This window comes from Pantoea sp. X-Soil-OKNW-713, assembly GCF_059730685.1.
In genome coordinates this window covers 165,908-189,904 of sequence record NZ_AP035996.1, presented here as the reverse complement: position 1 = coordinate 189,904, position 23,997 = coordinate 165,908, and the positions used below count along the sequence as shown (strand labels likewise).

The following is a 23,997-nucleotide window of genomic DNA, read 5'->3' as shown; positions in this document are numbered from 1 at the left end:
CATGCCACCGTAGTCTATGCTTGTTTCTCACAGGCTAATCCCTGACCACCCCGAAATTTATAGCTCGCATTACCGTATTAGAAACTGCGCGACGTCGTTGACAGCTCACTTCTGGAACCAGCGAGGCGATAAAATGGAGTCCAATACCTTTAACAAAAGTTGGGGTGCTGAGTATGCACCTGACGGCAGCGTGCGCTTTCGCCTCTGGGCCTCCGGCCAGCGCAGCGTCAAACTGCGTCTGGCGGGCGATGATCATGTGATGGAAGCCAGTGGCAACGGCTGGTTTACATGGCAGGAGAGCCATGTGACGCCAGGCACGCCTTATCAGTATCTGTTGGCCGATGGCACGCTGGTGCCCGATCCCGCCTCACGCGCGCAACAATCCGATGTGAATGGCCCCTCGCTGGTGATTGATCCCAACCACTATCCCTGGCAGCACCCTGACTGGACCGGACGCCGCTGGGAAGAGAGTGTTTTCTACGAGCTGCATATCGGCACTTTTACACCGCAGGGCACGTTTCAGGCGGCGATTGAAAAGCTGCCGCACCTGGCGGAACTGGGCATCACCATGATTGAGCTGCTGCCGGTTGCGCAGTTTGGCGGTAACCGTGGCTGGGGTTATGACGGCGTGCTGCTCTATGCCCCCCATTCGGCCTACGGCACGCCCGATGAGCTGCGGGCGCTGGTGGATGCCGCGCACGGGTTGGGTATCTCAGTGGTACTGGATATCGTGCTTAACCACTTTGGCCCGGAAGGCAATTATCTGCCGCTGTTATCACCGGATTTTTTCCACCAGCAACGGATGACGCCCTGGGGGGCCGCAATCGCCTATGATGTCGCGCCGGCACGTCACTACATTGTCGAAGCGCCCTTGTACTGGCTGACAGAATTCCGCTTTGATGGCCTGCGCTTTGACGCCATCGACCAGATCAAAGACCCATCCGGGCAACACGTATTGCTGGAAATCGCCGAGCGTATTCGTCAGGAGATCAGCGACCGGCAGATTCATCTCACCACCGAAGACAGTCGCAACGTTATTTTTCTGCATCCACGCGACCCGGACGGCAGCGCGCCACTGTTCACCGCCGAGTGGAATGATGACTTCCATAACGCGATTCATGTCCTCGCCACCGGTGAAACCCATGCGTACTACACCGATTTTGCCGACCAGCCGGAAAAACTGCTGGCCCGCATCCTGACGCAGGGCTTTGCTTATCAGGGCGAAGTCTCTCCCCACAGCGGCAAGCCACGCGGAGTGGACAGCTCCGGGCAACCGCCGGTGGCTTTTGTCGATTTTATTCAAAACCACGACCAGGTCGGCAACCGCGCCCAGGGTGACAGGCTGCTTACCCTCGCCGGAAAGGCTCGCACTCAGGCATTGTTTGCCACCTTGCTGCTCGCACCACATATTCCATTGCTGTTTATGGGTGAGGAGTATGGCGAGACGCACCCTTTCCTGTTCTTCACCGATTTCCACGGTGATCTGGCAAAAGCCGTACGCGAGGGGCGTGCCCGCGAGTTTACCGGTCATGCCGGGCATGAGGCTGACAGCGTGCCGGACCCAAATGCCCGCAACACCTTCGAAATGTCGAAGCTCGACTGGTCGAAAACCAGCGGCAGCGAGGGACAAGCGTGGCTGGCGTTGACCCGGCAACTGCTGGCGTTGCGTCAACAATATATCGTGCCATTACTGAATCACACGCCCAAGGGCCGGGTTATCGCCATCGCGCCAGGTTTGGTTGCGGTCAGTTGGCATTTTCCCGCAGGGACCCTGTCGCTGGCGCTGAATATCGGCGAGCAAGCACAGCCGCTGCCAGCGCTGCCCGGTACTACCCTGTTTAGCTCGACTCAGGTGACCGCTTCGTTGCCACCCAATTCGGTGATCGTACGGCTGGCGCTGGAGGATCAACCATGACCATTCCAACCGCAACTTACCGCATTCAGTTTCGTGACGGCATGACGTTTGATCGTGCCGCCAGGTTGGTGCCTTATCTGAAAAAGTTGGGCGTGAGCCATCTGTATGCCTCCCCCATTTTCACCGCAACCACCCATTCCACCCACGGTTATGATGTTACGCGGGCCACGCAAATTGACCCGTCATTAGGTGGACGGGCGGGTTTTGATCGCCTGGTGCAGGCACTGCAAAACGCCGGTCTGGGGCTAATCCTCGATATCGTGCCCAATCATATGGCGGCTTCGCTGGAAAATCCGTGGTGGCGCGATGTCATCGCGCACGGCGAGCACAGCCGCTACGCGCACTTCTTTGATATTGACTGGTCGCGCCCGCTGACGCTGCCGTTTCTCGGCACACCTTTTTCCGAAGCGTTGGAAAAGGGAGAAATCAGCGTCAAAGCCGATCCCCTCACCGGTCTACCCGCTTTCGCGTATTACGACAATGTTTACCCACTGACACTGGATAGCTGGCAGGGGCTAAATCTTCAGGACAAGGTGGACCTTGCAGCGCTGCACGAACGCCAGCCCTATCGGCTGATGAGCTGGACCGATGCACCGCGCGATCTTTCGTATCGGCGTTTTTTCGAAATCACCGGGCTGGTCGGCGTGCGGGTCGAAGACCCGGAAGTATTTGACGCAACCCATCAGCTGATTCTCGAACTGGTGCACAGCGGTGCGGTCAACGGGTTACGTATCGATCATATTGATGGTCTGGCCGACCCCAAAGGTTATCTGACACGACTGCGTCAGCAGGTCGGCCCGGCGTGCTATATCACGGTGGAGAAAATTCTGGCCGGCGATGAAGCGCTGGCCGCAGACTGGCCGGTATCTGGCACCACCGGTTATGAATTTATCGCCGCCCTCGCCGATGCGCTGGTCGCCGGCCCTGGCATTCAGGCGCTGCGCCACGCTTACAACGCGGTAACCGGCAAGTCACTGAATATGGACGCTGAATTACGCGCGGCGAAAGCGCTGATGGTCGATCGCAATTTCGCAGGCGAATTTACCCGGCTGCTGGCACTGGCGCAGCAACTGGTCGCCACTGACTCACTGGAGAACGATCTGCGTGAATTGCTGCTGGCCTTCCCGGTATATCGCACCTATGCCACCGCCGCGGGGTTACCCGCGACTGATGACCTGCTGCTGCAAAAAATTGTGGCACAAATCGGGGCGGATACCCCGCTAACCCGGCTTTTTCGCGGTGCGGCGCCGGATGACGCCACCGCGCTGTTTCGCACCCGCTTTCAGCAACTTAGCGGCCCGCTGATGGCAAAATCGGTAGAGGACACCCTTTTCTTCCGTCAAAGCGTGGCGCTGGCGTTGAATGAAGTGGGTGCAGAGCCACTGGCAGGTGACTTCTCGCCAACCCGTTTCCACCGCGCAATGCAGGCACGACAGCAACAACAACCCGCCGGACTTTCCAGCACCTCTACCCACGATACCAAGCGCGGCGAAGATGCCCGCGCCCGTTTGTATGCCCTCAGCGAAGCGCCAGAGCACTGGGCAGCCGCGGTGGCGCGCTGGCGACAGCTGCATCAGCCATTCGTCAGGCAGTTGCGCGATGGCCCGGCCCCGGAACCGGCGGTGGAGTGGCTGCTGTATCAGGCGCTGGCCGGGGTGTGGCCGGTAACGCTGAAACCCGATGACACGCCAGCATTACAGGCGCTGGAAACACGTTTTATTGATTTTGTCGAAAAAGCCCTGCGCGAAGCGAAACTGCGCACCGACTGGGCGGAGGACAATCAACACTATGAACAGACGGTGCTGGCCTACGCCCGTCAGTTACTGTCGCCCGACAACCCGGACTTTTTGCAGGATTTCACCACCACGCTCCAACCGTTTATTCATGCCGGGCTGGCAAACAGCCTGAGTCAGACGCTGATCAAGCTGGTCGCGCCTGGCGTGCCGGATATCTATCAGGGTAGCGAAGCACTGAATTTCAGTCTGGTCGATCCCGACAACCGTCAGCCACCCGATTTTGCCCGGCTACAAAAGATGCTGGCTGAGTCGCCGCCCTACAGCTGGCTCAATGGCCAGATAAAACAACAGGCGATCGCCGCGTTACTGTCTGTGCGCCAGCAACATGCGCCGTTGTTTAACGCCGGTGCTTATCTGCCGCTGGCAACCTCACGCGACGATGTGATTGCCTTTGCGCGCACCGACGCAGACGCAGCGCTGTTGGTGGTGGTACCGCGTCTGCCGTTCACGGCGTTTCAGGGGCAGTTGCCGCATCCACTGCCGCGGGCACCGATTGATCTGCCCGCATCGCTGACTGCACGCCGCTACCGTGACGTGCTGCAAGGCGGCGAAATTGACGTGGGCGATACGTTGATCAGCGCTGAGCCTTACCTGGTTTTATTTAGCAGCTCACAATAACTGCGCGATAAATCGCGCTGCTACCGGATTCATACGACTCGTAGCGCGTGATTTATCGCGCATATCGAAATCAGGTGTTTATTTACAGGAGAGGGAACCATGTCACACACCAAACCTGGCGTTATTACCGCCGGTTACAGCTATCCGCTGGGGGCCAATTTCGATGGTGATGGGGTGAACTTTGCCCTGTTCTCCGCGCACGCTGAGCGCGTCGAACTCTGCCTGTACGATGACAGTGGACAGCATGAAATCGCCAGATTTGACCTGCCGGAGTACACCCATGAAGTCTGGCATGGTTATATCCCTGGCCTGCAACCTGGCGCGCTATATGGTTATCGCGTACACGGTCCGTTTGATCCGGAAAATGGTCACCGTTTTAACCCGCATAAGCTGCTGCTGGACCCCTACGCCCGTGATCTTTCCGGTGATATCGCCTGGAACGAGGCGCATTTCGCCTATGATTTACATCACGACGGCGAAGACAAGGATCTGACGTTTGATACCCACGACAGCGCCGCCTTTACACCAAAATGTCGGGTTATCGATCCCAACGAATTCGACTGGCACGACCAAAACCGCCCCGTTATCCCCTGGTCGCAGGCCATCATCTATGAAACCCATGTCAAAGGCTTCACCCAGCTTAACCCGGCCATTCCTGAAGCGCTGCGTGGCACCTATGACGGCATGTCGCATCGCGCGTCGGTGGATTATCTCAAAAGCCTGGGCATCACCTCGGTCGAGTTATTGCCGGTGCACTGGTTTCCCGACGACCAGCATCTGCTGGATAAGGGACTGAAAAACTTCTGGGGTTACAACACGCTGAACTTCTTTTCCCCTGCGGCGCGCTATTTTGGCCCACGCGGTATCCAGGGGTTTCGCGATATGGTACGCGCGCTACACGATGCCGGTATCGAGGTGATTCTTGATGTGGTGTATAACCACACGGCGGAGGGAAACGAACTGGGACCGACCCTGTCGTTTAAAGGTATCGACAACTACTCCTATTACCGCACCCTGGCGGATCAGCATCGTTACTACGTTAACGACACCGGCACCGGTAATACCGTCAACACCTCACACCCACGGGTGTTGCAGATGATTATGGATTCCCTGCGCTATTGGGCTGAATCGATGCATATCGATGGTTTTCGCTTCGATCTTGGCACCATTCTGGGACGTGAACCCGGGGGGTTCGACCCACGCGGCGGCTTTTTTGATGCCATGACCCAGGACCCGGTGTTAGGGAAACTGAAACTGATCGGTGAACCCTGGGATATCGGCCCTGGCGGTTATCAGGTTGGCGCGTTTCCCCCTGGCTGGGCGGAGTGGAACGACAAATATCGCGACACGGTACGTGAATACTGGAAAGGCGACAATGTCTCCAGCGATTTTGCCGCGCGTCTGCTCGGATCCGGCGATTTGTATGATCAACGTGGTCGCCGCCCGTGGGCCAGCATCAATTTTATCACCGCCCATGACGGCTTTACCCTGAATGACCTGGTGTCGTACAACGAAAAACACAATGAGGCCAACGGCGAAGAGAACAACGACGGTCATAACGACAATCGTTCGTATAATTACGGCGCAGAAGGCCCAACCGACGACGAACACATCAATGCGGTGCGTGAACGCCAGAAGCGCAATTTTCTCGCTACCCTGCTGTTTTCCCACGGCACCCCCATGATGCTGGCCGGTGACGAGTTTGGCCGCAGCCAGATGGGCAACAATAACGGTTACTGCCAGGACAGCGAAATCTCGTGGGTTCACTGGGAAAACCTGCCCGCCAGCGCCGACGCGCTGCGCGAATTTACTCGCCAGCTTATTCGGTTGCGCGCCAGTCAGCCGCTGCTGCATCGCGAGAACTGGCGCGACGGCATGGTGATTGAATGGTTCAACGCCGGTGGCGGCCTGCAACAGTCGGAGCACTGGGAAGAAGGCACGACCCTCGGCATGTATATTGGCCGTCCCGACCTGCAAACCGTCGAGGGTATCTGGCATGACGTGTTGATGCTGTTTAACCCATTTGAAGGCAACGTGCCCTTCCGTATCCCACAGTTTGGTGAAGGAGGCTGGGTGCTGGAACTGAGTACCAGCGACAATTATCAACCCGGATTAGTGATCACCAAAGAGAAGGATTTCGAGCTGGAAGGCCGCAGCCTCGCGCTGTTCAGACGCCCCTGAGACGTTGTGGAAACACCGCAATCAGCCAGTCAATAAACACCCGCAACCGCTGCGTCACATGGCGGTTTTGCGGGTAAACCACATGAAACGGATAGGCGGCCGGTCGCCAGGGTTTGAGGATCTCCACCAGCGCTCCACGCTGCTGCGCTTCCGCAGTGGCATAGGTAAAGGTCTGGATAATCCCCAGCCCGGCCAATGCCGCCGCCAGATGTGCGTTGCTCTCGTTGACACCGATACGGTGCTCGCTCTTGATCTCGGTTCTCTCCCCATCACGCATAAAGCGGAACGGAAACGGACGCCCGCTTTGTGGTGACAGGTAGCTGATCAACCGGTGGCCGTTTTTTAACTCATCCGGGTAAGCTGGCACGCCAAAAGCTTTCAGATAGCCGGGTGTGGCGCAGGTAATCATGGTGGCATCGCCGATATGGCGGGCGATCAACGATGAATCGCTCAGCGGCCCACCGCGAATCACGCAATCGACGTTGTCGCTGATCAAATCCACGGCGCGATCCGACACCCCCAGATCAATGCGGATATCAGGATAACGCGCGAGAAAATCGGGGAGCGCCGGAATCAGCACATCGCGGGCGGTTGAGCCGCCAACATCAATGCGCAGATGTCCACGCAACCGGCTGCTGACCACGTTAAACGACGCATCGATATCCTCCAGGTCGCGCACGATACGCAGCGCTTTTTCGTAGTAATCGCGCCCTTCCGCCGTCACCGTGACGCGGCGCGTGGTGCGTTGCAGCAAGCGAATCCCCAGATGCGCCTCCAGCTCCTGCACCAGCTTGCTCAAGGTGGCATTCGGCATATCGAGTGAATCCGCCGCGCGGGTAAAATTCCCCGCTTCCACCACGCGGGCAAACGCCCTGATCGCCAGCAGTTGATCCATTGCGTCCTCAGTTATTATCCATGTATGTGAATAGTCATTTTAATTTTACACGATTTATCACTAAACGCGGCAAGGTTACATTGCGTCCATGCACTACACGACACGTTAAATCATCAATCTGGAGAGACAAACATGAACGCATCACTGAAAGGTAAAATTGCATTGGTTACCGGTGGCACCAGCGGTATCGGTCTGGCGTCAGCACAAGTCCTGGCAGCACGCGGCGCGCAGGTGTTTATTACCGGACGCCGTCAGGCAGAACTCGATGCCGCCGTCGCCAGCATTGGCGCAGCCGCTACCGGCATTCGCGCTGATGCGTCGGTCCTGAGCGATCTCGACGCCGTATATGCTCAAATCGCCCAACAGGCTGGCCGCCTTGATATCCTGTTCGCCAACGCCGGTGGCGGCGATATGTTGCCGCTCGGCAGCATCACCGAAGAACATTTTGACCGTATCTTTGGCACCAACGTACGTGGCGTATTATTCACCGTACAAAAAGCGCTGCCGTTGCTGAGTGACAAGGCGTCGGTGATTCTTACCGCCTCCACCACCTCGGTGAAAGGCACCGCCGGATTCAGCGTCTACAGCGCCAGCAAAGCCGCAGTGCGTAACTTTGCCCGCTCATGGGCGCTGGATGTGAAAGAACGCGGCATCCGCATCAACGTGGTCAGCCCTGGCCCGATTCGCACCCCAGGGCTAGGTGAACTGGTTAGCGAAGAGCAGCGTCAGGGCTTGTTTGATGCGCTGGCCGCGCAGGTTCCGCTGGGCCGTCTCGGTGAACCGGAAGAGATTGGTAAGGTGGTGGCGTTTCTGGCCTCCGACGATTCCAGCTTTATTAACGCCACCGAACTGTTTGTTGATGGTGGTATGGCGCAGATTTAGTTGTCATTACGCGGTTAAATACCCGCCATCCACCGGTAAAATAATCCCGGTAATAAACGACGCCGCCGGACTGCACAGGAAGGTCACCGCCTGTGCCACATCGTCCGGCTGGCCCCAACGTTTCAGCGGCGTGCGTGACAGAATCGGTTGCGCACGTTGCGGATCATCCTGCAACGCCTGGGTTAATGGTGTTGCAATCCACCCCGGCGCAACGGCATTAACGCGGATTCCCTCCTCCGCCCAGGCAATCGCCAGTGATTTGGTGAGCTGCATAATCCCGCCCTTGCTGGCGCTGTACCCCGGAACCAAACCGCCACCAAAAAAACTCAGCATCGACGCAGTATTAACGATACACCCCTTGCTTTGCGCCAGCTTTTCACGCGCGGCACGACAACAGCGCATTGTTCCGCTGAGGTTAATATCAATCACTTTTTCAAACACCTCCACCTCATGTTCCCTGCCCCGGCTGATGATCCCGGCACAGTTCACCAGCAGGTCGAGTTGCGGTAACGCGCTGAACACATCCATGATCGCCTGATTATCACGCACATCCAGTTCCTGAATGCGAACCCGTTCGCTGACGGCTAACTGATGCTGCTCGCTGCCGACGCCCGCCGCGATCACCTCCGCACCGTGGCTGGCAAGCTGGCTGACAATACCGGCGCCGATGCCACTGGTGCCCCCCGTGACCAGCGCGGTTTTCCCGGCAAACAATGTCGGGTGAAAAGTCATCATGCGGGTTCTCCCTGTCTAACGAATAAATTGATCGACAAAATCGCTACCCAATCCGACCGCGTCGTAGTGCTCACGGCACATCGCGATTTTGGTGAAAACATCCTCGAAGCCGATATGCTCTCCCCAGGGATCGACGTAATACATACAGCCATGAACCTGGAACAGGGTGATCATCTCTTCCACGTCCGGGTCAACCACCAACGTATGCGTCTCGCCCGGCGGTTCGAAGACGTAGCCGCCTTCCACCGCTTCCCAGTCATGTTCGAGATAGCGCCAGCGTCCTTTCAGCACAAAAGCATGAACCGGGGCAGGATGACGGTGACGACTCAGCACCCCGGACTTGCGTACTTTCAGCAAGTTCATCCAGTAACCGGCAGACCGGTTGAGGCATAGCGGGCGAAACCAGACGTTTTCTGCCTGGGGCACCCAGATACGGTCGTCCAGTGGTACCGCGTTCGGGATGACCAGGTCCGGCACCATTTCGGCGGGCTGGCTGAACTGATAAGGCATACGACGCAGGGTTTCTGCGTCCGGTGGGGTGTCATTACGCTTCATCGCTGACTCCGCTTTTATTAACAATTAAGTTACATAGATTTAGTCGCTGATAACGGCTGTTGGCAACAGGTCACAGGTTGAAATGTGGGCACCATCACGAAAATCTGACATGTTATTATTAAATATAACATCAGCGTATCCGTCTGAGTACAGGATCGCTATAGCGCGCAAATTCCGCCATTTGTGATCGATATCTAAACAATAAACTCTGCCTCTTGCCGCTTTTACCATGTCCATGATTATTATTCTGACATGTCAGATAACAACAACAGGATATCGCTATGCCATCGCATCAGGTTGTGGGCAGGAAACGTTGGTTTGTTGCTTTTGTGTTACTTGTAGGCGGTTTTATCAACTATCTCGATCGCGCCAGCCTGGCGGTAGCCGCGCCATCGATGATGGCGGACCTGCATCTCACCAACACCGACATTGGGTTAATGGGGTCGGTGTTTTCCCTGTTTTTTGCCTTTAGCCAGTTTCCGGCAGGCTGGCTGGCGGATCGCTTTGGTCCTCGTAAGGTGTATGCTTCGGCGGCGTCCTTATGGGGACTTTCGACCATGATCACCGGGTTATGCACCAGCCTACCAGCGCTGCTGGGTGCCCGTGCCTTGCTGGGGATGACCGAAGCCCCCGGCTGGCCGACTTCCGCCAAAATCACCTCGATCTGGTTTCCACGCAAAGAACGGGCGCTGGCAAGTTCCATCTGGGATGCTTCCTCACGGTGGGGACTGGCATTCGCCCCACCGCTGCTGGTGTTGATGAGTCTGCATTTTGGTTGGGGAGCGCTGTTTTATCTGGCGGGTAGCCTTGGGGTAATTTTTGGCCTGATCTTCTTCTGTCTCTATCGCCATCCGGAGCAACATCAGGGGCTTGGTGATGCCGAGAAGCAGTACATTGTCGCGGGTGGCGGTGGCAGCGTCTCCAACATCCCCCGCGGCAAACGCGTGAAATGGCGTGAGTTGTTCCGCTATCAATCGATGTGGGGAATGATGCTGGGTTGGTTCTGCTACATTTGGCTGTTCAATATCTTTGTCACCTTTCTGCCGCTGTATCTGATGAAAACCCAGCATCTCTCCCTGAGCAGCATGGGGGTGTACGCCAGCATTCCTTATCTCGCCGGTATTGTGGGTGCCGCGTTGGGCGGCTATGCGGTGAAATGGCTGATCGATCAGCGCAAAGTGGCCGAACCACTCAAGGCGAAAAAAGTGGTGATTATGGTCGCGGCCTTAATCAGCGGCGCAACCACCGTGGCCGTGCCTTTTTGTGATTCGCTGATCGGCGCACTCAGCATGATGACAGTGGCGATGTTTTTCCTCTCCGCCGTCTCCTGTACCTGCTGGGCGATCCCTGGCGATGTCGCGACCAATGATATTGTCGGTTCCGTATGCGGCATCCAGAACTTCGGCGGCTTCTTTGCCGGCGCGCTTTCACCGTTGGTCACTGGCTATATTGCCGATGTCACCGGTTCTTACGCGCTGGCCTTTATCAGCGGGGGCGTCATCGCGGCCCTGACCGGGTTGTGTTACTGGCTGCTGGTACGTAAACCGATTGAACATCGCGATGCGCCTGTCGCCCGTGACAGCGTGCCGGTCAGCAATCTTTGAAAAAATGATTATGTCCCCACCTTGATGATCGGGGACCTGATTTTTAGGTTAAGCGACTGATTTTAAAACAATTGTCATATACTCATTACAGAGATATAATTTTGCTGCTTTCAACATATGCACTTCGTCCCCAAGGCAAAATATATCCATGAGCCGATATCATGTTTCTGGCAGTGAAGGTCAGTTCGAAGCACATTCTGACGGACAAGTTCTTGCTAATAAATTAGGCATCACAGCACCTGATGAAATCGATGGTGCTGAACTGGTCCTTTTGGAACAACTTTATCGTTTTATTTTTGAGCAGCACTTTCCCTTACAACCTGTCACTGTTGCTATGTTGAAAAGATGGCATCGCCTTTGGTTAGGTAACGTTTATGAATGGGCCGGAGAGGAACGAACGGTCAATATCAGCAAAGGCGGTTTTATGTTTGCGCCCACAACGCAGCTGCCAAAGCTCCTCCATGAATTTGACACTAAATACCTTGCCCGCTACACCCCTTGTACATTTATGGTTGAAGAGCAACTCATTGATGCCATTGCCATTACTCATGTGGAGTTGATTCTCATTCATCCATTCAGGGAGGGAAATGGGCGCATGGCAAGACTTCTGGCCGATGTGATGGCTGTTCAGGCGGGCTACAAACCCATGAATTATCGCCACTGGGAGCAGAATAAAGCGAGATACGTTTCAGCAATCCATGCTGGCATGTCGATGGACTACGAGCCAATGAAACACTGGGTGAGACTTGCCTTAAAGAATGACTAAGCCGACAAGAAGAGATGCGCGTACTTCTTCCGATAAGACTCAAGTGAAGTTTCAATCTTAGAAGAAGGTTGTCCTGTTTCAATGGCAGTCGACGTCGTTACGGAGCGAACAATGTCCTTACGAGACGGTTTCGCATATGTTTTTTTATTATCGCTCATCACGACTCCAGAGTGATTTCATGCATTGGACAGCGTTTATTTTATATCTATTGAAGCACGGTTTCCACGAACTTATGCAGATGATAAAAGCAGCATGCGGGAATTGAGCCTGACCTGTCCATCCACAAAAGAATCAATTTGTAATCCCCTCAGCATTTGGCGGACTGGCGGAAGGATTGCAGAGATATATCAATAATTGAGGTGATTTACCCCGGCGGTAGGCAAATCTGATGTTTTGCCGGGAGCATTCTTGTTATCCCTGCGGGTGAGGAAATCACTTAACGAAAGGGAATCAGATGAAAAAATCACTTACCGCCGTTGCTGCATTGCTGATGGTTTCAGGTTCTGCGCTTGCTGCCACCCCGGCCAGTTGCGTGAAGGTGGACCAGCAGCAAATCGAAGCTTTATTTGATAAATGGAATGCAGCGTTAAAAACGGGCAACGCGAAGCAGGTTTCCGACCTGTATCTGGAGGATGCGGTGCTACTGCCGACGGTATCAAACCGGGTGCGTCTGACTGAAGCGGAGCGTATTGATTACTTTGCGCATTTCATGGCCAATAAGCCGAGCGGCAAGATTGATAGCCGTACCATTCGCATCGGTTGTAACAAAGCGGTTGATACCGGCACCTATACCTTCACTTATGCCGACAAGCCTGCGGTTTCCGCCCGTTATACCTTTACTTATGCCTGGACGGGTAGCGAGTGGAAAATATCCACCCACCACTCGTCCGCCATGCCGGAGGGATAACCCCGATCAATTGCGCCAGTTCTGCTGGCTTACGCCATTAATATCATGCACCAGACCGGGATGCAGATCCCTGGGGGAACTGCATCCCAACTGCGCCAGGGTGCGATCTATTTCGGCAATCATCGATTGCAGCGTGGCATTCACCAGCGCTTCACCTCCCGCCGCCACGGCATACAGCAGTGGCCGCCCGAGCAACACCGCATTGGCACCCAGCGCCAGCGCTTTCACCACATCAGTCCCCCGCCGAAAACCGCTGTCGATAAGGATGGAGAAATCTGGTCCCACCGCTGTGCGAATGGCTGCCAACACCTGCATCGGACTGAAGGTGCCATCCAGCTGACGGCCACCGTGATTGGACAATACAATGCCATCGAACCCCAGTTGTCGGGCAATCAGCGCATCCTGTTCGGTCATAATGCCTTTGATATACAACGGCCCCGACCATAACTCGCGCACCCAGCGCAGGGTTTCCCAATTGAGGGTGGGATCCATCTGTTGGGCAAAATAGGTGGCAGCGTTCAGACCACGTTGATATTCCGCAGGAAGATAGGGTTTGAGATTACCAAACCCCGGCATTCCGGCCGGACGTAACGTGCGCCATACCCAACCCGGATGGCTGGCGACATCGGCCAGGGCTTTGACGGAGAGTTTAAGTGGTCGGCGGTAGTGTGATTTATCGCGCTCACGGTTACCGAAATGCACTGCATCCACGGACACCACCAGCGCGGAACATCCCGCTGTCTGGGCGCGTTCAATCAGGCTGGCGGTGACCTGGCGGTCTTTCAATACGTACAACTGGAACCAGCGTGGTCCCTGACTCACCGCAGCGCTCTCTTCCAGCGAGGCAGTGGACACCGTGCTCTGGATATATCCGATCCCATTTTGTGCTGCGGCGCGCGCCAGCATTAAATCGGCCTGGTAACGCAACATGCCATTGTAGCCGGTTGGTGCCACCAGTAACGGCGCCGCCAGTGAGTCATTGGCGAGTGACGTTTGCAGGCTGCGCCTGCTGGCATCTTTCAATACCGCCGGTTTAAACATCCAACGGGCGAAGACCTCACGATTGTGGCGCAGCGTTTGCTCGTCATCGGCACCACCATCAACATAATCAAAGGCAAATCCCGGCAGCGCACGCTGCGCTGCCCGGCGTAAATTTTCCCAGTTAATCACCATATTGGCGAGTTAATCCCTGTTGGTTAGGTGGTTGAGACAGAGTAGATGGGGGGTACCTGTGTTGTCGATAGTTTCGACCCTCTCACGTCATATTGTTGTCATCTGGCTGGCGCGATAAATCACGCGCCTGTTAACGCTCTCACTTACAAATTTTAACAATTCGCCCAGGCCAGTTTTCCACCCCGGGGAAAATGCATATAACAAATTGATTTATCAGGATTAACCTTAATGGTGTGATGGACATCAAAGTTCCACCTTCTTTGCCAACGTTGGCAATAGCGGTTGCCAACGTTGGCAATAGCGGTTGCCAACGTTGGCAAAGAAAAACATAATCGCAACATCTTGTTATCAGCACCGTTGATGTGGGAATGATTTCAGCCAGCAACCACCCGATTCCGATTTGGGGATAATCCCCGGCTGCTTTATGCTGTGTGGTTCGATGCTTCTGAACCCAGCGTAATGTGCCCATGAATAAAAACAACGACGATAAAAAACCGCAAAAAGCCACGGCGGATGACGTTGCCCGCCTGGCGGATGTGTCTAAATGGACGGTGTTGCGTGCCTTCAAACCAGGGGCGTCAATTTCGCCCGAAGCACGCGAGAAAGTGATGGCGGCAGCAAATACATTAGGATTCAGGCCGAACCTGCTGGCGCGCGGCCTGAAGCAGAGCAAAACCAATATTATTGGCATCGTGGCCGATGAATTCAGCAACCCGCATACCCTGCGCATGTTGAAAGAAGTGACCCAGCAGCTCAATGAACGCGGGTATATGTCGCTGCTGCTGAATATTGAATCGCCGGAAAATTATCAGTCGGTGTTGCAGATGGCCGGGCAGTTACAGGTCGATGGCATCATCTATCTCGCCACCATCGTGAGTGACGAGTTGCTGGTGATCGCCAAATCGTTGCATCACATTCGCGCAGTCCATGTGTTCCGTAACACCGACGCTGCTGATGTCGAGGTGATCAACGTTGATGGTTTCAGCGCCGGTCAAACGCTGGGCCAGTTACTGCTCGATCAGGGTTACCAGCGTTACGGTTATATGAAAGGCCCGGATACCGCGTCCAGCCATTTGCTGCGCATGGAAGGGTATATCGCCAGCCTCGACGCCAGCGGACAGTCGCTCGATACGTTGCTGATCGCCGGCAGCTATGATCGCGATCTGGCCTATCGCACCATGATGGAGTATCTGCGCACGACTCCGGCCAGTGCGCGGATCGATGCGCTGTTCTGTGAAAACGATGTGCTCGCCTTTGGCGCGATTGAGGCGATGCGTGATTTCGACCCACAGCTCCACATTGGCATTGTCGGCTTTGATGATATTGATGAAGCGCACGCTTCAACCTGGCAGTTGACCAGTTGGGATCAACGTGCCGATCGACAAATTGCCGAGGCGATCAGTCGGCTGCTGGATAATGTGGTGAACCAGGATGGAGATTGGCGATACGGTGAATTACGTCTGCGCCAGTCACATTTAAAACCTGTGTAATTTATTTGGTCGTCATTGAATCAATGACGACCCATATTTAAGGAGAATAATTAACCTCAACTCGTTATTTCCGCATCATATCAAAACTTATAAATAACACTGTCTATTGGATAAACTCGTCTGAATCATTTCAGTGAGCGTGTTTTCATGTAGTCGGTGACTCTTATTCTATGGAGCATCGTATGGAACGTCGGCATTTTATTAAAGCAGGATTAGTACTGGCTGCCACCGGGACCGCCGCGTCGGTATTTAAACCCGCTGGCGCAGCAGATAACGTATTAAAAGGTGGCAAGCTATGGCGCGCAAAAGAAACACCGCCCCCTACCCCCGCTGACCCCAGCAAAAGATTATTTCTCACCCAGCACGAATCGGCGTTGGTGACGGCAATTTTTGATCGCCTGATCCCGGCGGATGAACTGAGTATCAGCGCATCCCAGGCGGGGTGCGTGGTGTTCCTCGATAACCAACTCGCCGGTTCCTGGGGCAAGGGTAGCTGGCGCTACAGCACAGGTCCGTTCGAAAAAGGGAGCGCCGCTCAGGGTAATCAGTCCCCCCTTACCCCGGCGGAAATCTACCGCACAGGTCTGGCCGAAATAGATAACCATTGCCAGAAGTTGTTCGGTAAGTCATTTACCGATCTTGATGACAACGCCAAAGACAGTTATCTGGAAAAGATGGAAGCGGATCAATTTAATTATCCCTCCATCGCGGCGAAAGATTTATTTAATCAATTCTTAGCCAATGTTCAGGAAGGTTTTCTCGCTGACCCGATCTATGGTGGCAACCGTAATATGGTTGGCTGGAAAATGATTGGTTTCCCCGGTGCGCGTTACGATTATCGTGATTATGCACCGCTGAAGGGGCAGAAACTAAATATTGAACCCATCAGCATTATTGACCTTCTGAAAGCATAAAAAAGGCAAAGAAAATGAATTACACCAGACCCAAGGCTGATGCCGTTATTATCGGCCTCGGCTGGGCCGGTTCGCTTATGGCTGAGGAACTGACCCGTGCCGGATTAAATGTGGTGGCGATTGAACGTGGCCCGTGGGAGCAAACACAAAGTAACTTTTCACCGGCGATCGCCGCTGACGAATTGCGCTACGGCGTACGCCGCGAAATTCTCAAGCCACCGAGTGTGGAAACACTGACGTTTCGCAACGACAGTAGCCAGAAAGCGTTACCCGCGCGTGACTGGAACGCTTTCCAGATGGGGTTCAGCGTCGGCGGAGCCGGTAAACACTGGGCTGCCAATGCCTGGCGCTTTAACCCTTCCGATTTTGAGATGGCAACCCGTCTGCGCGACCGCTATCACAACATGAAACTGGCCGATGGTCTGATCGTACAGGATTGGGGGATCAGCTATGCCGAGCTGGAACCTTTCTACGATCGCATCGAAAAAATTGCCGGTATCTCAGGTAAAGCCGGGGTGATCAACGGCGAAAAACAGGCGGGAGGCAATCCCTTTGAAGGCAGCCGATCCAGTGAATACCCCACCCCTCCGCTGATCCGTTCGCACTGGAACGACAAGTTTCATCAGATCACCGAGAAGATGGGTTATCACCCGTTTCCGATTCCGGCAGGCACCATTGGTGCGGCTTACACTAACCCGCTCGGGATCAACCTCGCCCCTTGTACCTATTGTGGCTACTGCGGTTTTTACGGCTGCGGCAACTGGTCAAAATCATCACCTAACATTTGCGTCGTCCCGGCGTTGATGGACCGCACCAACTTCACGCTGCTGACTGAATGCACTGCGCTGTATATCGACAAAGCCGCGGATGGCAAAACCGTCACCGGTGTTACTTTCCGCGACTCTGACGGCAACACCGGCTTTCAGCCTGCCGATATCGTCTGCCTGTCGGCTTACCAACTGGATAACGTGCGTCTGCTGCTGCTGTCGAAAATCGGCAAAGCTTACAATCATGCGACCGGTGAAGGCACGCTGGGCCGCGCCTACAACTATCAAACCATGTCGATGGGTTATCTCTACTACGAGAATGAACAGATGAACCCGTTCATCTCCACCGGTGCACTCTCGACACAGATTGATGACTTTAACGGCGATAATTTTGATCACAGCGGCCTCGGTTTCCTTGGCGGTGCCGGTATTCAGGCGCTGTCCGATCAGGGTACGCCGCTCAGCATGACGGACCGCCTGCCACCGGGCAGCAAAATGTGGGGTTCGGCATGGAAGAAGACTTTCCAGAAAAGTTACCAGAACTACGCCAAAATCCAGGGCCAGGGCACGTCGTATTCCCATCGCGATTCTTACCTGTCGCTCGACCCGAACTACACCGACGCCAACGGCCAGCCGCTGCTGCGTCTGACATTCGACTACAACCAGAACGACCGTCTGATGGCTCGCTTTATCCGCGATCGTATCGACGATATCTGTCGTGTATCGGGTGCCAGCTCGTGGGAAACCGAAGCCTTCCCGGACAAACACAACTCCCCATTCCGCGCCTATGACAGTTCACACACCATCGGCGGAGCGGTAATGGGTAACGATCCGGCCACCTCGGTACTCAACCGTTATCAGCAGCATTGGGATGCGCACAACCTGTTTGTGCTGGGTGCCTCCTCGTACCCCAACAATGGCGGCTATAACCCGACCATCACGCTCAGTGCGCTGACGCTGTGGACGGCACACGCCATCGTCAATGACTACCTGAAAAATCCAGGTTCACTGGTACGTTAAGGAGAACATGATGGCTAAAACATTGAAGCGCGTGGCGCTGGCTGTCGGCGCGGTCGTGGTCGCTGGGGCGCTGGGCTATGGCGCGCTGGTGGAGTACGGGCTGCATAAAAGCTATCCGCAATCGATACAACCCGAATCCGGCGCTGCGTTACAGGATCAGATTAAACGGGGCGAATATGTCGCGCGACTGTCAGACTGTACTGCCTGCCACACCAAAGAGGGTGGCCAGCCGTTTGCGGGGGGTTATCAGTTAAACACGCCATTTGGCGTCATCCTGTCGTCAAATATCACCGCTGATAAACAGACCGGGATTGGCGGCTGGACTCAGGAACAGTTTGACCGGGCGGTGCGCCACGGTGTTGGCTCGCATGGTTATCTGTATGCGGCGATGCCTTATAACGCGTACGCGAAACTCACCGATCAGGATCTGACCGATCTCTGGGCTTATATCCGCACCATCCCGGCGGTGAACAACAAGGTGGTGGAAAACCAACTCCCCTTCCCGTTTAACCAACGCTGGACGCTGGCTGGCTGGAATCTGTTGTTCTTCCACGATCAGGTGTTCCAACCTTCCGAGCAGCATAGCGCGGAGATCAATCGCGGTGCTTATCTGGTGGATGGGCCGGGTCACTGTGCCTCCTGCCATACGGCAAAAAATCTGCTGGGTGGCGACAGTGCTGCTTATCTGCAAGGCGGCGCATTGCAGGGTTGGAATGCCCCGGACCTGACCCCTAATCCGCATACCGGGTTAGGCAACTGGAGCACGGAGGATATCGTCAGCTATCTGCGTTCGGGCGCTAACCGCGAAACCGCGTCATCCGGGCCAATGACTGAAGCGATTGAAAACTCTACGCAATATATGAATGATGCCGATCTGCATGCAATTGCCAGCTACCTGCAATCCTTACCCGCTTCGGATAGCGCCAAACCCGCGCCGGTAGCCAGCAGCGATAACGCGATGGTGGTGGGGAAAAAGGTCTTTGAATCACAGTGCGGTGCCTGCCATGTCTCCGACGGTTCAGGTATTCGCCAGATGATCCCGCGTCTGGCTGGCAACGCCCAGGTGAATTCAGCCGATCCGTCAAGCCTGCTTAACGTGGTGCTGAATGGCAGTCAGGGGCCGTTTACCCATGCGAATCCCACCGCAGCAGGTATGCCCGCTTTTGACTGGAAACTGTCAGACAGCAATATTGCCGACGTAATGACCTATATCCGCAACAGTTGGGGCAATGCGGCACCGCCGGTAGCGACGGAAGACGTCAGCAAGGCACGCGCAGCGTCAGGCGCAAAGCCGTGGCTGGGAGGTGCCAATAAGTAACGCTTCCCCGTCCGTATGGACGGGGAATACGCAAAACTTGTAGCGGCGCGGCGGGGATCTACCTGAGCTGCGCCCTGTCATTATAAAAGCGTCGATAGGCCAGGTAGACCGCGATGATGGTAGAAAGACTGGCGGTGCCAATTAACATAAAGGTCACCATGATCTGGTATTTGATGGCTTTAACCGGATCGATCCCGGCAAAGATTAAACCGGACATCATGCCAGGTAAACTCACCAGTCCTACCGTTTTTGCCGCATCCACCGTCGGGATCATCGCGGCGCGAATGCTCTCGCGGATAAGCGATGCGGAAGCCAGTTTTACCGAGGCACCCAGGCTCAACATCTCCAGAATTTTTTGCCGGTTGTCAGCGAAACGCTGGTTCAGGTTGCTGTAGCATAAGCCCACCGCCACCATAGCATTACCGGCAATCATCCCGGAAATAGGGATCACCTGCATTGGCATAAATTCAATTGCGCCGCTCAGCACCAGAATCACCAACGTCAGCGCCGTGCCGCTGGTGATGGCGACAAAAGAAATCACAAAGGCATGATCGATATTACGGCTGCGTTTGCGCGCGTTCGCCGCCGCATTGACGCAGATAAATAACACCATCAACACCGTTAACCCGTCATTATTGACGTCAAAAATCGATTTCAATACATAACCGACCACCACCAGTTGCACGATGGCGCGGCACACGCTCCAGATGATGTCTTTACTCAGCCCCAGCTTCTCTTTCTGGCTAATCAGCACCGCGATCAGCACCAGGACCAGCGCCATAAGCAGTGATGAGTTGGTGATATTATGCTGACTCATGGTCGTTCCTCTCTGGTGCGTGCAGTTTCAGCACCCGTGATGCCTGGTGGATTTCCTCAACGTCATGGCTAATCCAGATCACCGCCACCCCTTTGTCAGTAACCATCTCGCGGATCAGTCGATGGATCAGTTCTTTATTGTCTTCATCGAGGGCGCTGGTGACTTCATCCAGTAGCAACACCTGCGGCAGAAACTGCAAATTACGCAGCAAACCCACCCGCTGTTTTTCACCACCAGAGAGTTGATCGATTTTTTTATCCAGCGTTTCAGCGGGCAAATTGACTTTTGCCAGGTCGGTAATGAAGGCGTCACGGTTGGGTTTCTGTTGCCGAATCTGCCACGGCAGCGCCAGATTGTCATAAACGGTAGTGCCGAACAGCACCGGAGTCTGGAAGCAGTACGACACCTGTTGCCGATACGTTTCGGCTTTCAGTTGCGTGATATCCTGGTTTTGCAAGCGTATCTGCCCGCTGCTGGGGGCCAGCAGCGATGCAATTATCTTCAGCAACGTGCTTTTCCCACTGCCTGAAGGACCGGTCAGCAGTAAAAAATCACCGGGGTTGAGTTGCAGTGAAACGGGTGCCAGTAACTCGCGACCTTCCTGTGAAAACGTAACGCCTTGCACATCCAGCAAGGGAAAATCGTTGGCCATCGTTATCCATCCCTAACAATATACATTTGCAATGACGGGCTACCGGTCACTGACCAGACAGCCCTGCGCATATTACCAGAAAGGTGATGAGGATAAGCTTAAGGTGCGGCGCCATATTGCAGGAATACCAGACGACCCTCGCGATAGACCCGCTGAGCCAGGGGCAAATCGTCGGGCATATCACCCCCTCGCTCCAACAACAGCACCAAAGATACCGGACCGCGCAATTGATGGGAGGCGAGCCACTGACGGAAATCCGCCCTGGAGACAAAACGCGACTGAGAATCGGGATACGCCAGCCCGTAAAGCAGCTCATTTTTCTTCGCGTAGAAATGGATATCGTTGCGCTGTAAATGCCAGGCGATGGCGGAAGCAATGCCGGGATCGTTACTCAAAATATAACGGCTGACCGCGAGTTTATCGGCTATTTTGCTGACAAACACCTCGGGTTGGTTAGCATTCTGCACACTTTCGGGAATCGCTTTGCCTACGCACAACGCCAGCGCCAGCGGGCAAAGCGCCGCCAGTTGCCAGCGTTTAAGACTGGCGATACCGGCCACTGCCCAGCCCGCAAACGCAACGAGCGCCAGGGTTAGCGTCAACATCTCATGCGATTTAAACAGCGACTGCCCCCCTATTCCCCAGGGAGCCAGCACCGCCACCAGGGCAAACAGTCCGAGGCAACCAAACAGGATATTGATCCAGGCGTTCAGGCGCAGAATCCGGTTCGCCCTGCTGGCAAGGGTGTGACCGTGATGCGCCATCAGAATCGCCAGTGGCGCAAAACAAGGCAGGATATAGGTGAGCAACTTACCTTTCGCAATGCTGAAAAACAGCAACGGCAACAGGGTCCAGCACAGCAGATAGAGACCACCGGGCAGCGTTTTTCTTTCCTCCCAACCACTGCGCAGTGCACCGGGCAGCAGTGCCAGCCACGGCAGCGACCCGGCGATAACAACAGGCAGGTAGAACCAAAACGGTGCCTGATGTTGCGCGTTGGATTGTGCAAAGCGCTGGATATGCTCCACCCAGAAGAAGTAGTGCCAGTAATCAGGTTGCTGATGATGAATAGCCAACGCCCAGGGTGCACAGAGCAGCGCGGCACTGACAATCGCCACCGGGCCGAATATCAGCAACTCGCGCCAACGATGATGCCAGAGAGCCCAGGGAACGATAGCCAGTACCGGCACCGCCAGCGCCAGAAAGCCTTTGGTCATAAAGCCCATGCCACAGGCCAGGCCCAACAGCACGTAACCCAGCAGCCGCTGTCTGTGATTCACCGCCCCGGATACAAACCAGTAGCTGCACATCGCGGCCACTAACCATAACGACAGCATTGGATCGAGCACCGCATAGGTGCCAATGCCGTATACCAACAATAAGGTGAGGAAGATTAAGCCTGCGGTCAGCGCCACCGCGCGCTGAGCATAAATACGCCCTGCCAGCCAGTAAACTAACAAGGCGCTGAGTAACGTGGCAACCACCGAACCGATGCGCACCGCAAAACGGTTATGACCAAACAACCACTGCCCAATGTTATTAAACCAATATCCGGCGATGGGCTTTTCGAAATAGCGAATGTCGAAAAAGTAAGGGGTAATCCAGTTGCCACGTTGCAGCATTTCCCGACTGATCTCGGCATAGCGCGTTTCATCAGGTTGCCAGAGGTGGCGAAATTCGAGCGGAATAACGTAATAAAGGAGCAGCAGAATAAAAAGCAAACACGATTTGGTGGTAACGGTCATGCACATTTCCCTGTGAGTCATTCACATCGCACTGGCCTTCCCGGCCAGTGCCTGTATCCATATCGGGAATAAGACCCTGGTTTTGTCGTTCGGTTTCACTGACAGAATATAAAAATGCCAGCACAAACAATGAAGCCTGGATTATGTGGAAGTATCGACGGTTGGCGCCATGCTTAATCTGAAAACCACAATCGCCACCACCACACCAATCAGGGTGTCGAACGCTCTGGCAGCGAACAGAGAACTCACTTCGCTAAAATCACGGCCCCCGGCAGCAATCGTCAATGCATTGGCGGTGATAAACACCGTGGCGACGGCGTATTGCAGCACCACGCCCATCTCAATAGCGAACTGCAACATCCCAACCGTCAACGCGATCCATAACCCTTGAGGATTGAGCGTCAGAATGCTCCACGCCAGCACCAGTCCAACCAGCGTACCCAAAAGCCGGTTAAAGGCACGCCGGGAGGTTCCCGGTAAACCATCCGGCTGGTTAAGCACCACCACCACCGCCGCCATTCCCCAGTACGCATGTTCCAGCCCGAGGATGATGCCGATCGACCCGGCCACCAGCGTGCCAAAGGCGACCCGTGCCGCGGTACGTCTGGCGTTTTCTTTGATTACCTGATCCGCAGCCGGGCTGTTGTTGGCTTCGGCCCGTTCTAACAGGCATCCCAGCATATGCGCCAGCCACGAGATCGCGCCACCACACAGCACCCACAAGCCACTGAACCAGGGATCGACGCTACTGCCCGGCATGCCAGTGCCGCTGGCACAGGCCAGAGCAAACATATAGGCACCCGGCGGGCCAATCTGCTGTCGGTTGCAGATCAAAGTCGCAAGAGAGGCAATACCGGTCACGGTCACCACACCGAGCCACGGATAAGGCGCGACGAGAATCCCCAGGGTGACGATAACCGCCAACGCCACCGCAATGATCACCAGCAGACGCGCGCGTCTGCCCCAGGGGAGGCCATCGCCATACAACGCCGTAAATCCCCCGATGGTCGCCAGCAGACCCGCCTGAAGGTGTCCGGCGTAATAACCCAGCACCACTGGCAAACCGCAGCATAGCCCCGCGCGCAGTGCGAAAGGCAGACGGTGCCGCAGAGCGGCTGAAAGTGGCTTGCTCATCGTTTTCTCCGCGATAGCGAGTTAGCACTCCATTTGTAGCGGCGCGCTTTGTCGCGCCACAACTGTCTGAGCTAAACGATAATACCGGACGATCAATTCTAACCCGTTGATTA

The 23,997-nt window shown here is 55.2% G+C and carries 19 protein-coding genes; 11 read left to right on the top strand and 8 right to left on the bottom strand.

Features of this window, described 5'->3' with window-relative positions; all coding sequences use genetic code 11:
* The first annotated feature begins 133 nt into the window (after positions 1-133).
* The 3 genes from treZ (at position 134) to glgX (ending at position 6,510) form a co-directional block, all read left to right on the top strand.
* Positions 134-1,915 carry a malto-oligosyltrehalose trehalohydrolase gene (gene treZ, locus AC6I8R_RS21335; protein ID WP_415174644.1) on the top strand — a complete coding sequence of 594 codons (1,782 nt, stop codon included), beginning with the start codon at positions 134-136 and terminating at the stop codon, positions 1,913-1,915.
* A complete protein-coding gene (gene treY / locus AC6I8R_RS21330) occupies positions 1,912-4,329 on the top strand; it encodes a malto-oligosyltrehalose synthase (RefSeq protein WP_497832850.1) in 2,418 nt (805 codons plus the stop codon). The genes treZ and treY overlap by 4 nt, the downstream gene beginning before the upstream one ends.
* Before the next feature lie 99 nt (positions 4,330-4,428).
* Positions 4,429-6,510 (top strand): glycogen debranching protein GlgX, encoded by a 2,082-nt coding sequence (gene glgX / locus AC6I8R_RS21325; RefSeq protein WP_497832849.1) that lies wholly within the window; start codon positions 4,429-4,431, stop codon positions 6,508-6,510.
* Here glgX and AC6I8R_RS21320 read toward each other — a convergent pair.
* Positions 6,497-7,405 carry a LysR family transcriptional regulator gene (locus AC6I8R_RS21320; RefSeq protein WP_497832848.1) on the bottom strand — a complete coding sequence of 303 codons (909 nt, stop codon included), beginning with the start codon at positions 7,403-7,405 and terminating at the stop codon, positions 6,497-6,499. The genes glgX and AC6I8R_RS21320 overlap by 14 nt on opposite strands.
* Positions 7,406-7,537: 132 nt before the next feature.
* Here AC6I8R_RS21320 and AC6I8R_RS21315 point away from each other — a divergent pair, with 132 nt between their 5' ends.
* Positions 7,538-8,287, top strand: coding sequence for an SDR family NAD(P)-dependent oxidoreductase (locus AC6I8R_RS21315; RefSeq protein ID WP_208725856.1), 750 nt, complete (start codon positions 7,538-7,540; stop codon positions 8,285-8,287).
* A gap of 6 nt (positions 8,288-8,293) precedes the next feature.
* Here the strand turns inward: AC6I8R_RS21315 and AC6I8R_RS21310 are convergent, their stop codons facing one another.
* On the bottom strand, positions 8,294-9,019 hold the full coding sequence (locus tag AC6I8R_RS21310; protein WP_497833054.1) for an SDR family NAD(P)-dependent oxidoreductase: 726 nt from the start codon (positions 9,017-9,019) through the stop codon (positions 8,294-8,296).
* An 18-nt stretch (positions 9,020-9,037) separates the two neighbouring features.
* A complete protein-coding gene (locus tag AC6I8R_RS21305; protein ID WP_497832847.1) occupies positions 9,038-9,577 on the bottom strand; it encodes a 2,4'-dihydroxyacetophenone dioxygenase family protein in 540 nt (179 codons plus the stop codon).
* 281 nt (positions 9,578-9,858) lie between these two features.
* Between AC6I8R_RS21305 and AC6I8R_RS21300 the strand changes: the two genes are divergently transcribed.
* The 3 genes from AC6I8R_RS21300 (at position 9,859) to AC6I8R_RS21290 (ending at position 12,854) form a co-directional block, all read left to right on the top strand.
* The gene (locus tag AC6I8R_RS21300) at positions 9,859-11,181 is read left to right on the top strand and encodes an MFS transporter (protein WP_497832846.1); all 1,323 of its coding nucleotides are present in this window, start codon (positions 9,859-9,861) and stop codon (positions 11,179-11,181) included.
* A 148-nt stretch (positions 11,182-11,329) separates the two neighbouring features.
* On the top strand, positions 11,330-11,947 hold the full coding sequence (locus AC6I8R_RS21295) for a Fic/DOC family protein (protein WP_415174652.1): 618 nt from the start codon (positions 11,330-11,332) through the stop codon (positions 11,945-11,947).
* A 454-nt stretch (positions 11,948-12,401) separates the two neighbouring features.
* Positions 12,402-12,854 carry an SgcJ/EcaC family oxidoreductase gene (locus AC6I8R_RS21290; protein ID WP_208725865.1) on the top strand — a complete coding sequence of 151 codons (453 nt, stop codon included), beginning with the start codon at positions 12,402-12,404 and terminating at the stop codon, positions 12,852-12,854.
* Between the two features lie 6 nt (positions 12,855-12,860).
* On the opposite strand, the gene AC6I8R_RS21285 is transcribed toward AC6I8R_RS21290, so the two are convergent.
* Positions 12,861-14,027 carry an alpha-hydroxy acid oxidase gene (locus tag AC6I8R_RS21285; RefSeq protein WP_497832845.1) on the bottom strand — a complete coding sequence of 389 codons (1,167 nt, stop codon included), beginning with the start codon at positions 14,025-14,027 and terminating at the stop codon, positions 12,861-12,863.
* A 467-nt stretch (positions 14,028-14,494) separates the two neighbouring features.
* Here AC6I8R_RS21285 and AC6I8R_RS21280 point away from each other — a divergent pair, with 467 nt between their 5' ends.
* The 4 genes from AC6I8R_RS21280 (at position 14,495) to AC6I8R_RS21265 (ending at position 19,536) form a co-directional block, all read left to right on the top strand.
* A complete protein-coding gene (locus AC6I8R_RS21280) occupies positions 14,495-15,517 on the top strand; it encodes a LacI family DNA-binding transcriptional regulator (protein WP_497832844.1) in 1,023 nt (340 codons plus the stop codon).
* A 182-nt stretch (positions 15,518-15,699) separates the two neighbouring features.
* A complete protein-coding gene (locus AC6I8R_RS21275) occupies positions 15,700-16,431 on the top strand; it encodes a gluconate 2-dehydrogenase subunit 3 family protein (RefSeq protein WP_415174655.1) in 732 nt (243 codons plus the stop codon).
* A gap of 14 nt (positions 16,432-16,445) precedes the next feature.
* A complete protein-coding gene (locus tag AC6I8R_RS21270; protein WP_415174656.1) occupies positions 16,446-18,218 on the top strand; it encodes a GMC family oxidoreductase in 1,773 nt (590 codons plus the stop codon).
* Positions 18,219-18,228: 10 nt separating this feature from the next.
* The gene (locus tag AC6I8R_RS21265; protein WP_415174705.1) at positions 18,229-19,536 is read left to right on the top strand and encodes a c-type cytochrome; all 1,308 of its coding nucleotides are present in this window, start codon (positions 18,229-18,231) and stop codon (positions 19,534-19,536) included.
* Positions 19,537-19,594: 58 nt separating this feature from the next.
* Here the strand turns inward: AC6I8R_RS21265 and fetB are convergent, their stop codons facing one another.
* The 4 genes from fetB to AC6I8R_RS21245 form a co-directional block, all read right to left on the bottom strand.
* The gene (gene fetB / locus AC6I8R_RS21260) at positions 19,595-20,353 is read right to left on the bottom strand and encodes an iron efflux ABC transporter permease subunit FetB (RefSeq protein WP_415174657.1); all 759 of its coding nucleotides are present in this window, start codon (positions 20,351-20,353) and stop codon (positions 19,595-19,597) included.
* The gene (gene fetA / locus AC6I8R_RS21255; protein ID WP_497832843.1) at positions 20,340-21,005 is read right to left on the bottom strand and encodes an iron efflux ABC transporter ATP-binding subunit FetA; all 666 of its coding nucleotides are present in this window, start codon (positions 21,003-21,005) and stop codon (positions 20,340-20,342) included. The genes fetB and fetA overlap by 14 nt, the downstream gene beginning before the upstream one ends.
* 98 nt (positions 21,006-21,103) lie before the next feature.
* Entirely contained in the window at positions 21,104-22,750 is a 1,647-nt protein-coding gene (arnT, locus tag AC6I8R_RS21250; RefSeq protein ID WP_497832842.1) for a lipid IV(A) 4-amino-4-deoxy-L-arabinosyltransferase, read from the bottom strand.
* A 141-nt stretch (positions 22,751-22,891) separates the two neighbouring features.
* Entirely contained in the window at positions 22,892-23,884 is a 993-nt protein-coding gene (locus tag AC6I8R_RS21245; RefSeq protein ID WP_497832841.1) for an FUSC family protein, read from the bottom strand.
* Positions 23,885-23,997 lie beyond the last annotated feature (113 nt).